This is a genomic window from Streptomyces xylophagus (assembly GCF_000716435.1).
In the GTDB taxonomy this organism is placed as follows: Bacteria; Actinomycetota; Actinomycetes; order Streptomycetales; family Streptomycetaceae; genus Streptomyces; species Streptomyces xylophagus.
This window is the reverse complement of sequence record NZ_JNWO01000040.1, coordinates 31,835-50,064: the sequence shown is the minus strand read 5'-3', so window position 1 is coordinate 50,064 and position 18,230 is coordinate 31,835. Positions and strand designations below refer to the sequence as shown.

The following is an 18,230-nucleotide window of genomic DNA, read 5'->3' as shown; positions in this document are numbered from 1 at the left end:
TCGAACACACTTGGGCACACAGGCCGTACACAGAAACAGACCGACTGACCGGTAAGGAGAGGCGCACCCTCGGGTGCGCCTCTCCGGGTTGGTCGGTCTTTCGTATGGCCGGGAATCGGTGCTGACACGTGCCACAGATACCGAAAGTGGTCAACAGTCGGGGCAGGCGTGACACAGAGGCGCAAGTGATGGGAACGTGAGGGGTGTTCGCAGTCTTGGGGTGCAAGGTCGACACCGCCGCACGGTGAGCTACTGTCTACAGGGGGTAATAAAAAACGGCACGGGCCGTTGTTTTTCCTTCACGGGAGTATGCCAGTCGATGGTGAGGCAGCTACGGGCCGAACAGACCCGCACAACGATCATCACGGCCGCCGCCGAGCTGTTCGACCGGCAGGGCTATGAATCCACCAGCCTGAGCGACATAGTCGACCACGCCCAAGTCACCAAAGGCGCCCTGTACTTCCACTTCGCGGCCAAGGAGGACCTGGCCCACACGATCCTGGAACTGCAGGCCAAGGCCTCCCGCCAGATCTCCCAGGACATGGACAGCCGTGGCTACTCCTCGCTGGAGACACTGATACGTGTCACGTTCGGCATGACACGACTGGCCGTCGAGGGCCCGATCCCCCGGGCCGGACTCCGGCTCGCCGCCGGGGAGATCGAGGTACGGCCCCCGACCCCGCACCCCTTCACCGAGTGGCTGGACATCGCCTCCCGCAAACTCGCGGGCGCGGTCGCGGAAGCCGACGCCCACTCCGACATCGACGTGGACGCCGTGGCCCGTACCCTCGTCGGCCTCTTCGTCGGCATCCGCGTCCTGGGCCGCACCCTGGAACCGGTGGCGTTACAGCCCCGCAGGACCGCCGAGATGTGGCACCTGGTGATCCGCGGCCTGGTCCCCGTCCCCCGCCGCGCCCGCTATCTCAGCCTCGCCGCCCGCCTGGAGCGGGAGATCGAGGCCGGCTGACCCGCCCGGTACGGTGAGCCGCATGCCCGACACCCCCACCGCGCCCGTGATCCTCGGCAACGAGCCCGGCTCGTTCCCCCGCAGCGTGCTGGCCGAACGGCACCCGGCGATCATCCAACAGGTCCGGGACGCCTTCCCGTACGACCCAAGGCAGCACCGCGCCCTCGACGCCCTCCTGAAGAACTGCACCGAGGGCACGATCGAACCCCTCCCCACCGACGCCCCCGACCGCGCACAGTGGGCCGCCTGGGGCACCGACACCTACGCCGGACACTCCTGGTACGACGTGCCCTGGCTCTGGTCCGAGAGCTACTTCTACCGCCAACTCCTCGACGCCGTCGGCTACTTCGGTCCCGGCGCCTGGCAGGGCATCGACCCGTTCCGCCCCTTCAAACGCGCCGAACTCGACGCCCCCGAGACCGACGAGGAACTCGCCGCACTCGACGAACTCGAGGGCAAACCGGCCGAGGAGCGCGACCGGGCCCTGCTGCACGGCTCCCTGTGGGGCAACCGTGCGGACCTCGGCTTCCGCCTCTCCGCCGCCGGAGCGGAGTCGGTCACGCAGGCCCCCGTCCCGGCCCTCGTCGCCGACGACAGCGAGCGACTGTGGTCACTCCTCTCCGGCACGCTGTGCCTCGTCGCCGACAACGCGGGCCGCGAACTCATCCCCGACCTGCTGCTGATCGCCCACCTCCTCGCCGAGGGCCGCATCGACCGGGCGGTCCTCCACATCAAGCCCCACCCGTACTACGTCTCCGACGCCACGACCGCCGACGTCGTCGACGCCCTGCACCGGCTGACCGCCGCGCCGGGCGCGGCATCGACGTACGGCCGTCGCCTCTGGTCGGCCATGGCCGACGGTCGCCTCACCGTGCGCGCCCACGCCTTCTCCTGCGCCCCGCTGCCGTACGCGGACATGCCCGCCGACCTTCGCGCCGAATTCGCCGCGGCCACCCTGACGATCGTGAAGGGCGACCTCAACTACCGTCGCCTGGTGGGTGATTGCCTCTGGACGCCGACCACTCCCTTCGCCGACGTCACCGCCTACTTCCCGGGCCCGGTCGCCGCCCTGCGCACCCTCAAGTCCGACGTGATCACCGGCCTGGACGCCGGCACCGAGGCCGCGTTGGTGGCGGCGGAGGAGCAGCGCTGGCGGACCGGGGGCACGCATGCGCTGATCCAGGTGCGGGGCTGAGCGGGGTATCCCCGGCGCCCGTCGTGTAGTTGGGTCGGTCACTGACGTTCTTACTGGACGTTCTTGTCGGACGACGTTCTTGTCGCGCGAGGGGAGTACGACCGAGATGCGTATCGGAGTGGCACCGCACCGCCTGTGGCCCGACCGGGACGAGGAGGTGGACGCGGTCCTTCAAGTCGCCGTCAGGGCCGAGGAGTTGGGCTTCGACCATGTCTTCGCGAGCGGCCACGCGGTGGCCGGTGCGACAGGCGTGACCCCGGACCCGCTGATCCTGCTGGCAGCGGTGGCCGGGGCGACGCGACGGATCGGGCTGGTCACCAGCGTGCTGGTGCTGCCGCTGTACAACCCCCTGATCCTGGCCCACCAGACCGCCACCCTGGACCGGCTCTCCGGGGGCCGTTTCACTTTGGGCGTCGGCACCGGCTGGGACACCGAGGAGTACGCGGCCGTCGGCGTCCCGTTCGCGGGCCGGGGCCGCCGGACCGACGAACAGCTCGCTGTCGTACGGCAGTTGTGGCGCGGTGAGGGTTCCGCGCGGCTCGGGGTGCTGCCCCGTACCGAGGGCGGACCCGGCGTCTGGATCGGCGGTCAGAGCGACGCGGCACTGCGTCGCGCCCTGCGCTTCGGCGACGCGTGGCACGGCTCCGGGGTCGATGCCGAGGGGCTCGCGGAGGTGCGGGCGCGGCTCGACGTGCTCGGCGACGAGGTGGGGCGCGACCCCGGCGAACTGGCCCTGACGGCAGGCCTGTTCCTCGTGCCGCCCGGGTTCACGCCCGCGGTGAAGGTGCCGGGTCGGCCGCTCGGCGGAGCCGACGCTTCGGCCGAGAGCGTGCGGGACGAGCTGGGTCGGCTGGCCGACGCCGGGCTCGTCTCCGCATCGCTGTGGCTGCCGGTGGCCACGGAGGCGCTGCCGGACGCGCTCGCGTGGGTCGGCGAGGAAGTCGTCCCGCACGTTTCCGAACAGCCCTAACCCAGCCGTACGTCCTGCCACACCATCCGGTGGTCGGACGTGACGACCGTCTTGCCGTCGCCGACCAGGCGGTACAGCGGGTCGTCCGAGGTCGGCCAGAACACGCCGTTCTTCCCGGGGACCAGCCCCTTGGACGGCAGGACGTGGTCCACGCGCAGATTGCCGGGGGCCGTGTCGCTGAAGTCGCCCGTGTCGTAGGCCGGGTCGCCGGTCTGGCCGACGTTGGCGCCGCCCTGGAGTTTCGCCGCCTCGACCCCGCCGGCGCTGGCGGGCGGGGTGGCGGGCAGGGTGATCGCCGGGTGGTCGAGGAGCTGGCGGATCGCGTGGTCGTAGCTGTCGCCGTCGTACGGATCGGCGTTCTGGTCGCCCGCGATCACGAACCGCGCGCCGGGCCGCAGACCGCCCCGGACGCCCTTGTCGTCGTAGAGATAGGCGCTGCGCGCGTGGCCGCCGATGTAGTCGGCCCACAGCCGGATCTCGTCGTGGTTGCGGCGGCCGTTGCGGTCCTCCGTGCCGTCGAAGGTGGGCGGTGTCGGGTGCGAGACCAGGAAGTGCACGGTCTCGTGGCCGAGGCGGACCGGCACGTCCCAGTGGCTCTTGGAGGAGAGCCGGAAGATCGCGCGTGCCGCGTCGCTGTAGTAGCCCGGCGGGATCACGTTGCCCGGCATGTCCTTCCACAGGAAGTGCTGGAAGGTGCGCACCGCGCGCGTGTCGATCGGGAACTTGGACAGGACGACCATCCCGTACTGGCCCGGGAAGAAGCCGTAGCCGAACGCGTCCTGCCCGTACGCGTCCGAACCCGGCGTCGTGACCACGCCGTTCTTCCCGTCGAGGTCGACACCCGAGGGGACGCCCGTGTTCACCGGGCCGGTGAAGTGGTGCGGGAAGTGGATCGGGCGGGCGCCGTTGTGGCCCCGGGACAGGTAGTTGTCGAGGAACAGGCGGACCGCGGTGCCGCCCTCGACGTAGTCGAACTCGTTGATCAGCAGGATGTCGGGGTTCACCCGCTGGATCGTCTCGGCGACGTTCCGCGCCTGGGCGTTGTCGGGCGTCGACAGGTCCGTGACCAACGCGCCCTGTGTGCCGCGGTTCAGCGAGGCGTTGAACGTGGCGAACCGCACGGTCCGCCCGTACCGACCGGACGCGGACGCCGGGAACGCGGCGGTACCGGCCAGCGCCGTGCCGGCCAGGGAGGCGAGCGCGGTGCGGCGGGAGAAGGCTCTGGAATGGTTCATCGGGACTCCGGTGAGGGAGGGGACACGTGAACCCCCGTAGTCTGCGCGCGTAGAAGTGAACGCCACAAGATGCCGGGAAAACTCATGGGTTCACCGCCGATTCACGCGATGGTGTGATCATGTCCCCTGCCCGGGATGGCCGTTGAGGGCCGCGGGTAGGGCCCGGCCATGACCCAGCCGTTCGAACTCCCGCACTTCTACATGCCGTATCCCGCACGCCTCAACCCGCATCTGGACGAGGCCCGCGCCCACTCTTCGACGTGGGCGCGTGAGATGGGCATGCTGGAGGGCTCCGGGATCTGGGAGCAGGCCGACCTCGACGCGCACGACTACGGCCTGCTCTGCGCCTACACCCACCCCGACTGCGACGGGCCCGCGCTCTCGCTGATCACCGACTGGTACGTGTGGGTGTTCTTCTTCGACGACCACTTCCTGGAGACCTTCAAACGCAGCCAGGACCGCGCCGGCGGCAAGGCCTACCTGGACCGGCTGCCGCTGTTCATGCCGCTCGACCTGGCGACTCCCGTGCCGGAGCCGGAGAATCCGGTCGAGGCGGGGCTCGCCGACCTGTGGGCGCGCACGGTGCCGTCGATGTCCGTCGACTGGCGCCGCCGCTTCTCCGTCGCCACCGAGCATCTGCTCAACGAGTCCCTGTGGGAGCTGTCCAACATCAACGAGGGGCGGATCGCCAACCCCGTCGAGTACATCGAGATGCGCCGCAAGGTGGGCGGTGCGCCCTGGTCGGCGGGTCTGGTGGAGTACGCGACCTCCGAAGTACCCGCGTCCGTCGCCGGGTCGAGGCCGCTCAGGGTCCTGATGGAGACCTTCTCCGACGGCGTCCACCTGCGCAACGACCTCTTCTCCTACCAGCGGGAGGTCGAGGACGAGGGCGAGTTGAGCAACGGAGTGCTCGTCCTGGAGACCTTCTTCGGCTGCACCACCCAGGAGGCCGCCGACACCGTCAACGACGTGCTGACCTCGCGGCTCCACCAGTTCGAGCACACCGCGTTCACCGAAGTGCCCGCCGTCGCCCTGGAGAAAGGTCTCACCCCCGACGAGGTCAGGGCCGTCGCCGCCTACACCCAGGGCCTCCAGGACTGGCAGTCCGGCGGCCACGAGTGGCACCTGCGCTCCAGCCGCTACATGAACGAAGGCGCCCTCGACAACTCGCCGCTGAACGGACCGACCGGCCTCGGCACCTCCGCCGCCGACATCGGTGCCCTCCTCGCCTCGGCCGGCGCGGAACGGCTCCGTGCCTACACCCACGTCCCGTTCCAGAAGGTCGGACCGTCCCAACTCCCCGACTTCTACATGCCGTTCCAGTTCGAACTGAGCCCGCACCTCGACGGCGCCCGGCACCGCCTCGTCGACTGGATGCACTCCGTCGGCATGCTGGAGGAGGGCGTCTGGGACGAGGAGAAACTCGCCGCCGCCGACCTCCCGCTCTGCTCGGCCGGCATCGACCCGGACGCCACCGAGGCAGCCCTCGACCTCAGCTCGCGCTGGCTCGCCTGGGGCACCTACGGCGACGACTACTACCCCCTCGTCTACGGCGTCCGCGGTGACCTCGCCGCCGCCCGCGTCACCACGGCCCGCCTCTCCGACTGCATGCCCGTCGAGGGCCCGGCGACCTTGATCCCCGTCAACGGCATGGAACGCGGACTCATCGACCTCTGGGCCCTCACCACCGCCGAGATGCCCGTCGACGACCGGCGCACCCTGAAGGACGCCATCAACAAGATGACCGAGAGCTGGGTCTGGGAACTGTCCAACCAGATCCAGCACCGCATCCCCGACCCGGTCGACTACCTGGAGATGCGCCGCGCCACCTTCGGCTCCGACCTCACCCTCAGCATGTGCCGCATGGGCCACGGCCCGAAGGTCCCGCCCGAGGTCTACCGCACCGGACCCGTCCGCGCCCTGGAGAACGCGGCCATCGACTACGGCTGCCTCATCAACGACGTCTTCTCCTACCAGAAGGAGATCGAGTACGAGGGTGAGGTCCACAACGCCATCCTTGTCGTCCAGAACTTCTTCGGCATCGACTACCCGACCGCGCTCGGCGTCGTCCACGACCTGATGACCCAGCGCATGCGCCAGTTCGAACACGTCGCCGCAAACGAACTGCCCGTCGTCTACGACGACTTCGACCTCTCGGACGAGGCGCGCGAGATCATGCGGGGCTATGTGACCGACCTCCAGCACTGGATGGCGGGCATCCTGAACTGGCACCGCGAGGTCGACCGCTACAAGCCCGAGTACCTGGCGCGGCGCTCGCACGGCTTCCTCCCGGACCGGGTCCCGGCGCTGCCCTTCAGCTGAAGTCCCGGACCCGCTCGGCCACTTCCTCGGCCGGCTCCCGTACGGCCGTCGCGGCGGCCCCCGTGAGCCGGCCACGTATCTCCTCGGCGGCGGCCAGCGCCGCGCGGGCCTCCTCGGGGAGGTCCGCGTCGGCCAGCGCGCGGGTCAGGGCGTAGTGCTCCTCGGCGATGAACCGGCCGAGGTTGGTGCCCTGCCACTGCCTCAGGGAGTCGTCGGCGGGGGTGGCCAGGATGTCCCGGAGGGCCGCCAACGTCCTTGTCGCGTCGGCGAGTTGTCCTGTCTCGCGCTCCAGCCGGGCCTGTGTCAGCCGGGCCGAGACGCGATCCCATGCCGTGTCCTGGAGGGCGGTGTAGAGGCGCTGGGCGCGCAGCGCCTGGGTGAGGTCGCCCAGCTGCTCCAACTCATGGGCCAGTGTGCGCAGGGGAGACGGGTCCAGTGCCTTCGGCGCATTCGGCAGCCGCAACAGGCCCTGGTCCAGATCGATCTCGTCGAGCCTGCGGATCAGGGCCACCCTGGCCAGCTCGGTGAGACCCTGGTCGGCCGCCAACTCGGTCCAGGTGAACAGGGGTTCGTCGGAAGGGTCCGTACCGAAGAGCGACTCGTCCAACTCCCGGGCCCACTCCTGCAGTTCCGCCCCGTCCGCGTCCGGCCCCGGCATCTCGCCCAGCCCGCACGCCGTGTCGAAGTCCGTCTCGCGCACCTCGTGCAGCAGCGGCAGATCCTCGGTGTGCCCGCGCAGACCCACCAGCACGGCGGCGAGCCGCAGTTCCTCCGTCATCGAGGACTCCCTCTCGTGCCGCAGCAGATACCGCAGCAACTCCAGATCGCCGTCCGCGCGGTCGAACTGCGCGGCTCGCAAAGCGAGTCGACGCCGTACGGGATCGTCGACCATCGCGTCCCACGCGTTACGGTCGCCCGCGCGCAGCGCCGCCAGATCGGCCCGCCCCTGGGCGAGCACCGGCTCCCACAGCGGGGGACGGGGATGCCGGTCCAGCAGGTCGTAGGCGCCGCCCTCCTCGGCGTTGAGGAGCAGGAAGTCGGGCTCGGTGCGCAGCAGGGCGGTGTGCAGCATGCCGATCAGCTCGACGGGGGAGCGGTCGGGCAGGCCGAGGGCGGTGCGGAGTTCGGGCCTGGCCTCGTCGAGGCCGTAGTCCTCGCGGAACTCGTCCTCCGTCTCCGTGACCGCCGCGAGGATCTTCTCCGGGCCGTCGGACGGGGACAGGTCCAGATGGTCGCGCCAGCCCGGCAGACCGATCAGGATCTCCAGCGCCTCGTCGACAGTGGAGCCGATGATCCCGGCCGAGCCCTCGGAGTCGGCGTACAGCACGGAACCGTCCGCGCACACGAAGTACGTACCGCCCGTGTCGTCACCCGCGACCGGCAGCAGCGGTCCGCCCGAGGCCAGGCGGACGGGTTCGCCGTGGTCCGCTCGGTCCAGGTCGAAGTCGAAGGGGAACGCGGCCAGTTCGGCCAGGTGGGCGTTCTGCCGGAGCAGCCGCAGGGCGTGATCGGTCATGTCACAGAACGTAACAGCCGCCACTGACAACGAGCCGGGCCGCTGCTGAAACCCCGGGCCGGCCGGCCGGACAGCCGGACGGTCAGGCGGTCAGCGTCTCGGTCTGTGCGGCGTGCTCGACCGCCGCCCGGGCCAGCGCGCGGACCACCGGGTGCGGGCGGGTGCCGTCCCCGGACAGTTCGGGCTGGAAGAGGGTGGCGAGGAAGAAGGGGTGGCCGGGGAGTTCGGCGATCCGGACGTGACCTTCCTCGTCGTGTCCGGAGAAGCGCAGACCGTGGGCGCGCAGGGTGTCGAGGTGGCGGGTCGGACCGTAGGAGCAGAAGTAGCGTTCGACCGTGCGCTCGGAGCCGATCACGGACTCGGCGAGTGAACCGGGTTCGACCGTGACGACCGCCTCGTGGCCGACGAGCGAACACGCCAGCGGTTCGATGAGGAGGTCCTCGGCGTCGGGGTCGTTCTCGGCGTGCGCGACCCGGGTCAGCCCGCAGACGTCACGGGCGTACTCGAGGAGCGCGTGCTGGAAGCCGCCGCAGGTGCCGAGGAACGGAACGCCCTCCACGCGCGCGGTGCGGATCGCGGACAGGACGCCGGCCTCACTGCGGTAGGGGCTGCCCGGCAGCACCCACACGGCGTCGAACCCGCGTACCGCCTCCTCGGCCTCGGCGTCCTCGGAGGGGATCCAGTAGGCGTCGAGGACGAGCCGGTCGCGTTCGGCGAGGGCGTCCAGGATGAGGGGGAGGCGGGTGTGCGAGACGACGTTGGGGGAGCGGTCGCCGACCAGGGCGAGTCGGGCGGTGCGAGCAGTCTGATCTGCGGTGTCCGTCATGTCGTTCATCCTGGGCGCGACCTGGTATTCACGTCCAACGATGATTTCTGCACTCTCGATAAGCAGAACTGATGGGATGCTGTCTCCCGTGGACCCGCACCTCCTGCGTACGTACGTCACGGTGGCCCGGCTGGCCTCCTTCTCCGAGGCCGCACGTGAGCTGGGCTACACCCAGTCCGCGGTGTCCCAGCACATCGCCGCCCTGGAACAGGACCTCGGCGCCCCGCTGCTCACCCGCCGCCCCGTCACGCCCACTTCGGCGGGCGAGCGGCTCCTCGAACACGCGGGTCCACTGCTGCTGCGCCTGGACGCGGCCCGCGCGGACGTCGTCCGGATGGCCGCCGCTCCCGAACGCGGGCTGACCCTCGCCGCCTCGCCGACCGCGCTCGGGCCGCGCGTCCTGGCCGCACTCCCGTGCGCGGGGGTGACCCTCCGGGTGCTCGCCCGCGACGAGATTCCGGCCGCCGTCGCCACCGGCGCCGCGGACCTGGGCCTGGTCGACGGCATCGCGGCCCCCAACGACCCGCTACGGCTGCCCGACGTGGCCCCGCTGACCACCCACGGCGTCGCCGAGGAACCCGTGTGCGTCCTGCTCCCCGACACGCATCCCCTGGCCGGCCGTTCCGCCCTGCGCCTCGGTGACCTCGCCGCCGCCCGCTGGCTCGACGCCCCCGACGCGGGCGTTCCCCTCGCGCGGCTCCGCGTGGCGAACGGCGGCGGCGCCTTCCGCCCGGCCCTCCGCTACGACGGCACCGACGTCCGCGTCCTCACCGCCCTTGCCGCGGCGGGTCACGGCCTGACGCTGCTGCCCCGCTCGGCGGCCACCGGAGTACCGGGCGCGGTCGCCGTCCCGCTCACCGAACCGCGTGTCGTGCACCGTACGGAACTGGTGCACGGGGGTGCGCCGCGAGGAGCGGCGGCACGGTTGGTGGGGCGCCTGGTGGAGCGGGAACGAGATCGGTGATGAGGCGCCACGCGCGCGTGCGATGCGCACGGCCTTCCCTCTCCTGACCGTCGGTCAGTCTCACTCGTTCGTGGCACGTCGGGCGCCGGTGCGCCGGGTAGAGCATCTGCCGGAGGCGATCCATGGAACAGACTGCGTTGCGTCCCAAGCCGATGCCCGGTCAGGAGCCCGGCGGTGGCAGCAAGCCCGCCACCGGCCGGCGCCCGCACGCCGCGCGGCGCCGCGGCCGACGGCTCATCACCCTGCTGTTCAGCCTGTTCGTCGGGACCGTCCTGGTCCTGTCCGGGGTCGGACTCGGCACGGTCGGCGCCACGGTGATCGGCATGAGCAGACTCGCCGAGATGCAGCGCCAGGCGGCCCACCAACCGGCGCGGACGGCCAACCCGCCCGGCCCGTCCGCGTCCTCCACGAGCCCGACACCGTCGCCCACGTCCGCCGGCTCCGCCGCCGCGACGCTAGGCGTGGAGGCCGTGGACGCCGAGAAGGCGGGCGCCCTGATCGTCGGCGTCCACCTCCCCGGACCCGGCTACACGGCGGGCCTGATCCGCGGCGACGTCCTGCTCACCTTCGGCGGCACCCGCATCGACTCGGCGGCGGACCTCGCGCGTGCCGTGGCCCGCGCCCACCCCGGGGAGGAGGTCACCGTCACGGTGCGCCACCACAGCGGCGGCTACCAGCAGTTCACCGTGGTGCCCGGATACGTCGTCTGACGCGCGCGTGAGCCAGGAAAAGGAGTGGTCCCGCCTCCCCGGGGCGGGCCACGATGACCCCATGCTGAGCACCCTCCTCGCCTTCCTCGGCGCCTGCACCCTGATAGCCGCCTCGCCCGGCCCGAGCACCGTGCTGATCATCAAGCAGTCGCTGCGCAGCAGACGTTCGGGCTTCCTCACCGTCCTCGGCAACGAGACCGGTGTCTTCGTCTGGGGCCTCGTCGCCGCCTTCGGCCTGACCGCGCTGCTCGCCGCCTCCGAGGTGGCCTACGACGTGACGCGGATCGTCGGCGCGGTCGTCCTCGTCGGCTTCGGTATCCAGACCCTGCGCCACGCGCGCCGCACCAAGGACGGCGAGGAGACCGACGGCTGGGACGGCCCCGAACGCAGCGCCTGGGCCTCCTACCGAGGCGGACTGCTCCTCAACCTCGCCAACCCCAAGGCCGCGATCTTCGCGATGTCCTTCCTCCCGCAGTTCGTCCCGGAAGGCGCCCCGCACCTGCCCGCCATGGTCGGGCTCGCCGCGCTGTGGGCGGTCTACGAAGTGGGCTACTACGGCCTCTACGTGTGGTTCGTCGGCCGGCTCAAGAACGTGCTGTCCCGGACCGGTGTGCGCCGGCGCCTGGAGCAGGTCTCCGGAGGCGTGCTGCTGCTCCTGGGGGCCCGCATGGCCCTGGAGAGCTGACGCCGTGACCGCGTCCGGGGCCGAAAGAGCCGTCGATCGGCTCGCGTGGCCCTCCGGGTGCGGGCAGGATGCTGCCCGTAGCCACCTTTCGCCCGTTCCCGGAGGCCTGAATGACCGGTAGCACGCCCGCGCCCTTCACCGCCGCCGACTACCGGGCCCGCATGGACCGTGCCGCACGGGCCGCCGCCGACGCCGGTCTCGCGGGGCTGCTGGTGGCTCCGGGACCGGACCTGGTGTGGCTCACCGGCTACGCGCCCACCGCGATCACCGAACGGCTCACCGTGCTCGTCCTGGCCCCCGGACGCTCCCCGGTCCTCGTCGTCCCCACCCTGGAGGCCCCCGACGCGGCCAAGGCACCCGGCGCCGACGCCCTCACCCTGCGCGACTGGACCGACGGCAAGGACCCCTACGCCGCCACCGCCGCCCTCCTCGACGCCACCGGCCGCTTCGGCATCAGCGACAACGCCTGGTCCATGCACCTGCTGGGACTCCAGAAGACACTGCCCGACACCACCTACGCCTCCCTCACCGACGCCCTGCCGATGCTGCGCGCCGTGAAGGACACGGCGGAACTGGAGCTCATGGCGGCCGCCGGAGCGGCCGCGGACGCGGCGTACGAGGAGATCCGCAAGGTCCCCTTCGCCGGCCGCCGCGAGTCCGACGTCGGCGCCGATCTCGCCGATCTGCTACGGCAGTTCGGGCACTCCCAGGTCGACTTCACCATCGTCGCCTCGGGCCCCAACGGTGCCAACCCGCACCACGAAGTCGGCGACCGCGTCATCCAGCAGGGGGACATGATCGTCCTCGACTTCGGCGGCCTCAAGGACGGCTACGGCTCCGACACCTCGCGCACGGTCCACGTCGGCGAACCCAGCGACGAGGAACAGCGCGTCCACGACCTCGTCCGCGAGGCCCAGGAGGCCGGTTTCCGCGCGGTGCGCCCAGGAGTCGCCTGCCAGGAGGTCGACCGGGCCGCCCGCGCGGTCATCGACGACGCCGGATACGGCCCCTACTTCATCCACCGCACCGGTCACGGCATCGGCGTCACCACGCACGAGCCGCCGTACATGATCGAGGGCGAGGAACAGCCTCTCGTGCCCGGGATGTGCTTCTCCGTGGAGCCCGGTATCTATCTGCCCGGCCGCTTCGGGGTGCGCATCGAGGACATCGTCACGGTGACCGAGGGCGGCGGTCGGCGGCTCAACAACACGGCCCGTGAGATGGCCCTGGTGGACTGACGGCGACGGCGCGACCATGACCCAGGCATCGACACCCACCGCGGACACCGTCCGCCGGCTGGTCCGTTCCCTGCTCAAGGACGGTGCGGCCGACGGTTCCGGACCCGAGATCCGGCCCGTCGCCGAGGACGGCGAGCACTCCACATGGTGGGTCGGCACCCGCCATGTGCTGCGCCTCGCCCCGGACCGCGGGGCCGCCGTGCGCCTGCGCCGCGAACTGCGCCTGCGTGACCTCGTACGGCCGTACCTCCCCGTCGCGGTGGCGACGAGCGTGGCGCACGGCGAGTGGGCGCCCGGGCTCACCTACACGCTGGACACCAAGGTGCCCGGCCGGTCCGGCGAGGACCAGGACGTCTCCGCCGTCGGCGAGGCAGACCTGGCCGGGCTGCTCACCGGGCTGCGCGAGGTGCCCGCCCGGCAGGCCGAGACACTCGGCGTCCCGCGCACCGCCCCGCGCTCCCTGGAGACACTGCGCCGCACCGCCGAACAGGCCGCCGAACGACTCGCCGCCGCCGACGAGTTCGACGCCGCCCGCCTCCACCAGCTCACCCAGCCCGGTGCGATCCAGCTGGCCGCCCAGCCGGGCACCGCCGTCCTCGTCCACCACGACCTCAAGGGCGAACACCTCGTGGTGAGCGCCGACGGCCGGGTGCGCGGCATCCTGGACTGGACCGGTGCGGTACTCGGCGACCCCGCCGAGGACATCGCCGGGCTCGCCCTGGCCGTCGGTTCCCCCGCCGCCGTACGCGCCGCCACCCTCGCCGGCTACGGCGCCCGCCCCTGCCTGCGCGGCCTCTGGCTCGCCCGCTGCGACACCGTGATCCGCCTCGCCGACCAGCTCGCGGGCCGGGACACCGGCCCGCTTCCCCTCCTCAGGACCCGACTCCGGCGCACCTGGGAGGCGATCCTGCTGGAACGGGTGACGGAGCTGCGGGACAGCGCGGGGGACGCGGAGCTGTAGCACGTAAACGCTTGCGCAAGCGTTTACGCCTGCAGCAGCACCACGCACGACTCCCCGGGCAGCCGCAGCAACCCCTCCGCCCCCGGCGCCTCCACCGGCTCCCACGCGGCCAGCACTTCCGCCGGGCGGGAGCCCAGGGGGATCGCGGCCGGTTCCTTGCCGAGGTTCACGGCGACGCGTACGTCGCCGCGGCGGAGGGCGAGCCAGCGGGCGTCCTCGTCGTAGGCCACCTTCGTGTCGGTGAGGTCGGGGTCTGTGAGGTCGGGTTGTTCGTGCCGGAGCGCGATGAGCCGGCGGTACCAGTCCAGCACGCGCGCGTGGGGCTCCCGCTCCGGCTCCGACCAGTCGAGGCAGGAGCGGTCGCGGGTCGCCGGGTCCTGCGGATCGGGTACGTCCTCCTCGGCCCAGCCGTGCGCCGCGAACTCCCGCCGTCTGCCCCGCCGTACGGCATCCGCGAGGTCCGGGTCGGTGTGGTCGGTGAAGAACTGCCAGGGTGTGCCCGCCGCCCACTCCTCGCCCATGAACAGCATTGGCGTGAAGGGTCCGGTCAGCGCCAGCGCGGCGGCGCAGGCCAGCAGACCGGGGGAGAGGGTCGCCGAAAGGCGGTCGCCCTGGGCGCGGTTGCCGATCTGGTCGTGGGTCTGCGTGTAGCCGAGCAGCCGGTGGGCGGCCACGCGCGTGCGGTCGAGGCGGCGGCCGTGGTGCCGGTCCCGGAAGCTGGAATAGGTGCCGTCGTGGAAGAAGCCGTCCGTGAGCGTCTTGGTGATCGCCGCGAGCGGGGCCCGGGCGAAGTCCGCGTAGTAGCCCTGGGACTCACCGGTCAGCGCGGCGTGCAGGGAGTGGTGGAAGTCGTCGTTCCACTGGGCGTGCAGACCCAGACCGCCCTCCGCGCGGGAGGTGACCACGCGCGGGTCGTTCAGGTCGGACTCGGCGACCAGGAACAGGGGCCGGCCCGTCTCGGCGGCCAACGCGTCGACGGCGGCCGACAGTTCCTCCAGGAAGTGGCACGCGCGCGTGTCCTTCAACGCGTGCACCGCGTCCAGCCGCAGCCCGTCGATCCGGTAGTCGCGCAGCCACGCCAGCGCGCTGCCCAGCAGGAAGGCGCGCACCTCGTCGGAGCCGGGCGCGTCCAGGTTCACGGCGCTGCCCCAGGGGGTCTGATGCGTGTCCGTGAAGTAGGGGCCGAACGAGGGCAGGTAATTCCCGGACGGACCAAGGTGGTTGTGCACCACGTCGAGCACGACGCCCAGGCCCAGTTCGTGGGCCCGGTCGACGAACCGCTTCAGCCCCTCGGGGCCGCCGTAGGGCTCGTGCACCGCCCACAGGGAGACGCCCTCGTACCCCCAGCCGTTTCGGCCGGGGAACGGACACAGGGGCATCAACTCGACGTGCGTGACGCCCAGTTCGGCGAGATGGCCGAGCCGGTCCGCGGCCGCGTCCAGGGTGCCCTCGGGGGTGTATGTGCCGACGTGCAGCTCGTACAGCACCGCGCCCGGCAGCGGACGCCCGGGCCACTCGGCGGTACGCCACGCGTACCGCTCGTGCTCGACGACGGCGCTCAAGCCGTCCGGGCCGTCCGGTTGGCGGCGCGAGCGCGGGTCGGGCAGCGGCGGGCCGTCGTCCACCGCGTACCCGTACCGCGTGCCGTCGCTCGCCGCCGCCTCACCGCTCCACCACCCCACACGCTCGGGATCGCGCGCCAACGCGCGCGTGGCGCCCTCGCGATAGAGCGTCACACGGTCTGCCTCTGGTGCCCACACCTCGAACTGCACGGACGGTTCCCCTTCGTCTGCTCACCGGGATGTAGCCCGTCCATCGTGCTTCAAACGAGATCAATCCGCTTTTGAATCCACCCCTTTGGCGCAGGTGTCGTCATCTTCGCGCGCGTGCGGGCCGTTTCCGCGTCTTCTGGACACCCGGGGTTCACTGCCCGACAATCACGAACGTGACGTCGTCCTTCGAGTTCCACACGTACCCCGCGCGGCTGTCCGACGCGGAGCGCGACAAGGCGCTCAAGGTCCTTCACGACGGCGTCGCCATGGGCCGCCTGTCCCACGACACGTTCATCCGGCGCATGGAGTTGGCGCTCGCCGCCCGCCGGTCCGAGGAACTCGTGGCGCTCACCGCCGACCTGCCCACCGAAAGCCGCCTCTCCCGCGTGCTGTTCGGCACCGTGGAGGCCGTCTCCGGCTTCACCGTACGGCTGCGCAGGGCCTGGCAGGCCGAGCGGCTCCCCAAGCTGCTGCTGCCCCACCCGGGCAACGGATTTCCGCTGCGCATCGGCCGCGACCCCGCCAACGGACTGCGCCTGACCCACGAGACGGTGTCCCGGGTGCACGCCGAACTCAGCCGCCAGGGCGGCATGTGGGTGCTGCGCGACCTCGGCTCGACCAACGGCACGACGGTCAACGGCCGACGGGTGATCGGCGCGGCCGTCGTCCGCGAGGGCGACCAGATCGGCTTCGGACGGATGGCGTTCCGGCTCGCCGTGAACTGAGCCCGGACCGCGCCCGAACCGGGCCCGGACGTGGCCAGGACACAGCCCTGCCTCACCTCTGGCCTGGGCTTTACCCGATGTGGCGACCGCGCGTGCGTATCAAATCCCTTTGCGTACGGCGGTGTTGACGTACCCCTGATGCCGTGACTGACTGTGCGTACACCATGCACATCAGGTGAACCGACGGCACCATATTCGCGGAGGTGTGCCCTGCCGCCACTCCTCCGCTACCCGTCCGTGGACGAGCTGGGCGCCCAGGCCGCCGCGCTCGTCGCCCGCCGCCCCCAGGACGCCCGGCTGCGCCGCGTCGGGACCTCCCGCGCCGGTACGCCCCTGTGGCTGCTCTCCGTGGGCCACGGCAGCCGCCAGGCCCTCGTGGTCGCCGGACCGCACGCCAACGAGCCCGTGGGCGGCGCGACGGCGCTGCGCCTGGCCGGACGGGTCCTCGCCGACCCCCGGTTGAGCGAGGGCGCCGACGCCACCTGGAACCTGCTGCTGTGCCTCGACCCCGACGGCTCGCGCCGCAACGAGGGCTGGCTGTCCGGCCCTTACAGCCTCGGCCGCTACTTCAGGAACTTCTTCCGGCCCGGCTTCCTGGAACAGCCCGAATGGCTGCCGGACGGCGCGGCAGGTGCCCGACTCCCGGAAACCCGCGCCCTGTTGGAGGTGCAGGACGAACTGCGCCCGTTCCTCCAGTGCTCCCTGCACGGCGTCGACGTGGGTGGCGGCTTCGTGGAACTGACCCACGACCTGCCGGGCCTCGCCCGACGTGTCGCCCACACCGCGACCCGCCTCGGCATCCCCCGCGAACTCGGCCCCTACGACACCCTGTACTGGCCGAGCCTCGGCCCCGCCGTCTACCGCATCCCACCTCCACGCCGGGGCGATCTCGCCGCCGCCATCACCGAGGCCGCCGTCGAGTCGACCTGGTACCACCCGCACCGGCACGGCACCGTCACCGCGGTGGTGGAGGCCCCGATGTGGGGCGTCGCCGACGTGGAGGACGGCGCACCGCCCGCCGACGCGAACGCGATGCTGCGCACCGTGAGCCACACCCTCCGCCACGACACCCGCATCCTGGAACAACTCCTCGCCCGCATACGGCCGTACGTGCAGGCCGGGTCCGCGGCAGGGACGGACACGGGTGGCGGGCCGGCCGCCCGGACGGTCAACGCCCGGCCCGGCCCCGCAGCCGACCCGGTGGAGCCGCCCGCGGTCCCGTCCGACACGCGGCCCCGCACCCTCGTGGCGCCCGAAGCCGCGCGGCTGCTCGCTCCCGTCGACGACTATTTACTGGTCTGCCCCGGCCTCGCCGACGCGTGGGATCCCGATGTCGACACCGGTGCCGCACGCCCGTTGCCACCGCTCAACTCGGCCCATCTGGCGGCTCTGCGCATCGCGGGGCGGCGGCTGGCCCTGCGGACCGCCGGGCTGCTGTATCAGGTCGTGGTCGCCTCCGGGCGTGATCCGGCAGGTGCGCTGCCGGAGTTGGACCGGCTGATCGACGAGTGGTGCGCCGACTACCGCGACGGTTGCGGGGCGCGCTGGATCTCGGTCGCGCGCCAGGTCGAGTACCAGTCGAGGGTGGTGCTCAGCGCGTTCGAACTGGCCCGGCGGCACACGCCCGTGCGCTCCCGTTCGGGTGAGCCGGGCTGGGGCACGGAGACCACGGTGCCGATGCATCGGGAATGACGTACATCCGTAAGCCGTACAACTCCAAGAGCCGCACCTTGAAAGCGAGCGCGCTCCGAGGCGCCCTGTTCGCGGCCGTCGCGCTCCTCGCCGCCGGCCAGGCACCGGCCCAGGCCGCGCCCCGGCACGCCGGCCAGGGCGACTGGCTCTACCTCACCGTCACGCGCGGCGACAGCCGGTCCAGCGACACCCGGGGGACCCTGCTGCTGTGCGACCCGCCGCAGGGCCACGCCCACGCGGCCGAGGCCTGTGCCGAACTGGGCGCGGCGGGCGGGGACATCGACGCCATCCCGGCCAAGGGCGTCTTCTGCCCGATGATCTACGCCCCGGTGACCGCCCACGCGCGCGGGGAGTGGAAGGGGCATCAGGTCGACTACACGCGGACCTTCTCGAACGCGTGCGGCATGGCGGCCCGGACGGGGTCGGTCTTCGCGCTCGACAGCTGAGGCACG

16 protein-coding genes are annotated in these 18,230 nt (G+C 71.8%); 12 read left to right on the top strand and 4 right to left on the bottom strand.

The window, feature by feature from the left end; translation table 11 throughout:
- Positions 1-319 precede the first annotated feature (319 nt).
- The 3 genes from OO70_RS46715 to OO70_RS46705 all read left to right on the top strand — a co-directional run bounded on the left by OO70_RS46715 (position 320) and on the right by OO70_RS46705 (position 3,132).
- Complete coding sequence (locus OO70_RS46715; RefSeq protein WP_043686517.1) at positions 320-967, top strand: ScbR family autoregulator-binding transcription factor; 648 nt, start codon at positions 320-322, stop codon at positions 965-967.
- A 22-nt stretch (positions 968-989) separates the two neighbouring features.
- Positions 990-2,162 carry a damage-control phosphatase ARMT1 family protein gene (locus OO70_RS46710; protein ID WP_043686514.1) on the top strand — a complete coding sequence of 391 codons (1,173 nt, stop codon included), beginning with the start codon at positions 990-992 and terminating at the stop codon, positions 2,160-2,162.
- Positions 2,163-2,268: 106 nt separating this feature from the next.
- Positions 2,269-3,132, top strand: a complete 864-nt coding sequence (locus OO70_RS46705) for a TIGR03619 family F420-dependent LLM class oxidoreductase (protein WP_043686511.1) — start codon at positions 2,269-2,271, stop codon at positions 3,130-3,132.
- Here OO70_RS46705 and OO70_RS46700 read toward each other — a convergent pair.
- Positions 3,129-4,367, bottom strand: coding sequence for an endonuclease/exonuclease/phosphatase family protein (locus tag OO70_RS46700; RefSeq protein ID WP_043686508.1), 1,239 nt, complete (start codon positions 4,365-4,367; stop codon positions 3,129-3,131). The two genes, OO70_RS46705 and OO70_RS46700, sit on opposite strands and share 4 nt — an antisense overlap.
- A gap of 168 nt (positions 4,368-4,535) precedes the next feature.
- Between OO70_RS46700 and cyc2 the strand changes: the two genes are divergently transcribed.
- Positions 4,536-6,689, top strand: a complete 2,154-nt coding sequence (cyc2, locus tag OO70_RS46695) for a germacradienol/geosmin synthase Cyc2 (protein ID WP_043686505.1) — start codon at positions 4,536-4,538, stop codon at positions 6,687-6,689.
- Here cyc2 and OO70_RS46690 read toward each other — a convergent pair.
- A complete protein-coding gene (locus OO70_RS46690) occupies positions 6,682-8,205 on the bottom strand; it encodes a hypothetical protein (RefSeq protein WP_043686503.1) in 1,524 nt (507 codons plus the stop codon). The genes cyc2 and OO70_RS46690 overlap by 8 nt on opposite strands.
- Positions 8,206-8,287: 82 nt before the next feature.
- Positions 8,288-9,031 carry a CTP synthase C-terminal region-related (seleno)protein gene (locus tag OO70_RS46685; RefSeq protein WP_043686500.1) on the bottom strand — a complete coding sequence of 248 codons (744 nt, stop codon included), beginning with the start codon at positions 9,029-9,031 and terminating at the stop codon, positions 8,288-8,290.
- Between the two features lie 88 nt (positions 9,032-9,119).
- Between OO70_RS46685 and OO70_RS46680 the strand changes: the two genes are divergently transcribed.
- From OO70_RS46680 to OO70_RS46660, 5 genes are all read left to right on the top strand, one after another.
- The gene (locus tag OO70_RS46680; RefSeq protein WP_234337103.1) at positions 9,120-9,995 is read left to right on the top strand and encodes a LysR family transcriptional regulator; all 876 of its coding nucleotides are present in this window, start codon (positions 9,120-9,122) and stop codon (positions 9,993-9,995) included.
- A gap of 122 nt (positions 9,996-10,117) precedes the next feature.
- A complete protein-coding gene (locus OO70_RS46675) occupies positions 10,118-10,705 on the top strand; it encodes a PDZ domain-containing protein (RefSeq protein WP_043686494.1) in 588 nt (195 codons plus the stop codon).
- A 61-nt stretch (positions 10,706-10,766) separates the two neighbouring features.
- The gene (locus OO70_RS46670) at positions 10,767-11,390 is read left to right on the top strand and encodes a LysE family translocator (protein WP_043686493.1); all 624 of its coding nucleotides are present in this window, start codon (positions 10,767-10,769) and stop codon (positions 11,388-11,390) included.
- A 110-nt stretch (positions 11,391-11,500) separates the two neighbouring features.
- Positions 11,501-12,628 carry an aminopeptidase P family protein gene (locus OO70_RS46665; protein ID WP_043686490.1) on the top strand — a complete coding sequence of 376 codons (1,128 nt, stop codon included), beginning with the start codon at positions 11,501-11,503 and terminating at the stop codon, positions 12,626-12,628.
- 16 nt (positions 12,629-12,644) lie between these two features.
- On the top strand, positions 12,645-13,589 hold the full coding sequence (locus OO70_RS46660) for an aminoglycoside phosphotransferase family protein (protein WP_043686489.1): 945 nt from the start codon (positions 12,645-12,647) through the stop codon (positions 13,587-13,589).
- 23 nt (positions 13,590-13,612) lie between these two features.
- Here the strand turns inward: OO70_RS46660 and treZ are convergent, their stop codons facing one another.
- On the bottom strand, positions 13,613-15,361 hold the full coding sequence (treZ, locus tag OO70_RS46655; RefSeq protein ID WP_043686487.1) for a malto-oligosyltrehalose trehalohydrolase: 1,749 nt from the start codon (positions 15,359-15,361) through the stop codon (positions 13,613-13,615).
- A gap of 173 nt (positions 15,362-15,534) precedes the next feature.
- On the opposite strand from treZ, the gene OO70_RS46650 reads away from it, so the two are divergent.
- The 3 genes from OO70_RS46650 (at position 15,535) to OO70_RS46640 (ending at position 18,224) form a co-directional block, all read left to right on the top strand.
- Positions 15,535-16,086, top strand: a complete 552-nt coding sequence (locus OO70_RS46650; RefSeq protein WP_043686486.1) for a DUF1707 and FHA domain-containing protein — start codon at positions 15,535-15,537, stop codon at positions 16,084-16,086.
- Positions 16,087-16,323: 237 nt separating this feature from the next.
- Positions 16,324-17,778 (top strand): M14 family zinc carboxypeptidase, encoded by a 1,455-nt coding sequence (locus OO70_RS46645; RefSeq protein ID WP_199827537.1) that lies wholly within the window; start codon positions 16,324-16,326, stop codon positions 17,776-17,778.
- A complete protein-coding gene (locus OO70_RS46640; RefSeq protein WP_051742306.1) occupies positions 17,775-18,224 on the top strand; it encodes an SSI family serine proteinase inhibitor in 450 nt (149 codons plus the stop codon). The genes OO70_RS46645 and OO70_RS46640 overlap by 4 nt, the downstream gene beginning before the upstream one ends.
- Positions 18,225-18,230 lie beyond the last annotated feature (6 nt).

Bases quoted from the DNA above. Each gene is read 5' to 3' on its own strand.
- OO70_RS46715 (WP_043686517.1), top strand. From the start codon at position 320: ATGGTGAGGCAGCTACGGGCCGAACAGACCCGCACAACGATCATCACG.
- cyc2 (WP_043686505.1), top strand. From the start codon at position 4,536: ATGACCCAGCCGTTCGAACTCCCGCACTTCTACATGCCGTATCCCGCA.
- OO70_RS46670 (WP_043686493.1), top strand. From the start codon at position 10,767: ATGCTGAGCACCCTCCTCGCCTTCCTCGGCGCCTGCACCCTGATAGCC.
- OO70_RS46640 (WP_051742306.1), top strand. From the start codon at position 17,775: ATGACGTACATCCGTAAGCCGTACAACTCCAAGAGCCGCACCTTGAAA.
- OO70_RS46685 (WP_043686500.1), bottom strand. From the start codon at position 9,031: ATGACGGACACCGCAGATCAGACTGCTCGCACCGCCCGACTCGCCCTG.
- OO70_RS46705 (WP_043686511.1), top strand. From the start codon at position 2,269: ATGCGTATCGGAGTGGCACCGCACCGCCTGTGGCCCGACCGGGACGAG.
- OO70_RS46700 (WP_043686508.1), bottom strand. From the start codon at position 4,367: ATGAACCATTCCAGAGCCTTCTCCCGCCGCACCGCGCTCGCCTCCCTG.
- OO70_RS46660 (WP_043686489.1), top strand. From the start codon at position 12,645: ATGACCCAGGCATCGACACCCACCGCGGACACCGTCCGCCGGCTGGTC.
- OO70_RS46690 (WP_043686503.1), bottom strand. From the start codon at position 8,205: ATGACCGATCACGCCCTGCGGCTGCTCCGGCAGAACGCCCACCTGGCC.
- OO70_RS46665 (WP_043686490.1), top strand. From the start codon at position 11,501: ATGACCGGTAGCACGCCCGCGCCCTTCACCGCCGCCGACTACCGGGCC.
- OO70_RS46675 (WP_043686494.1), top strand. From the start codon at position 10,118: ATGGAACAGACTGCGTTGCGTCCCAAGCCGATGCCCGGTCAGGAGCCC.
- OO70_RS46710 (WP_043686514.1), top strand. From the start codon at position 990: ATGCCCGACACCCCCACCGCGCCCGTGATCCTCGGCAACGAGCCCGGC.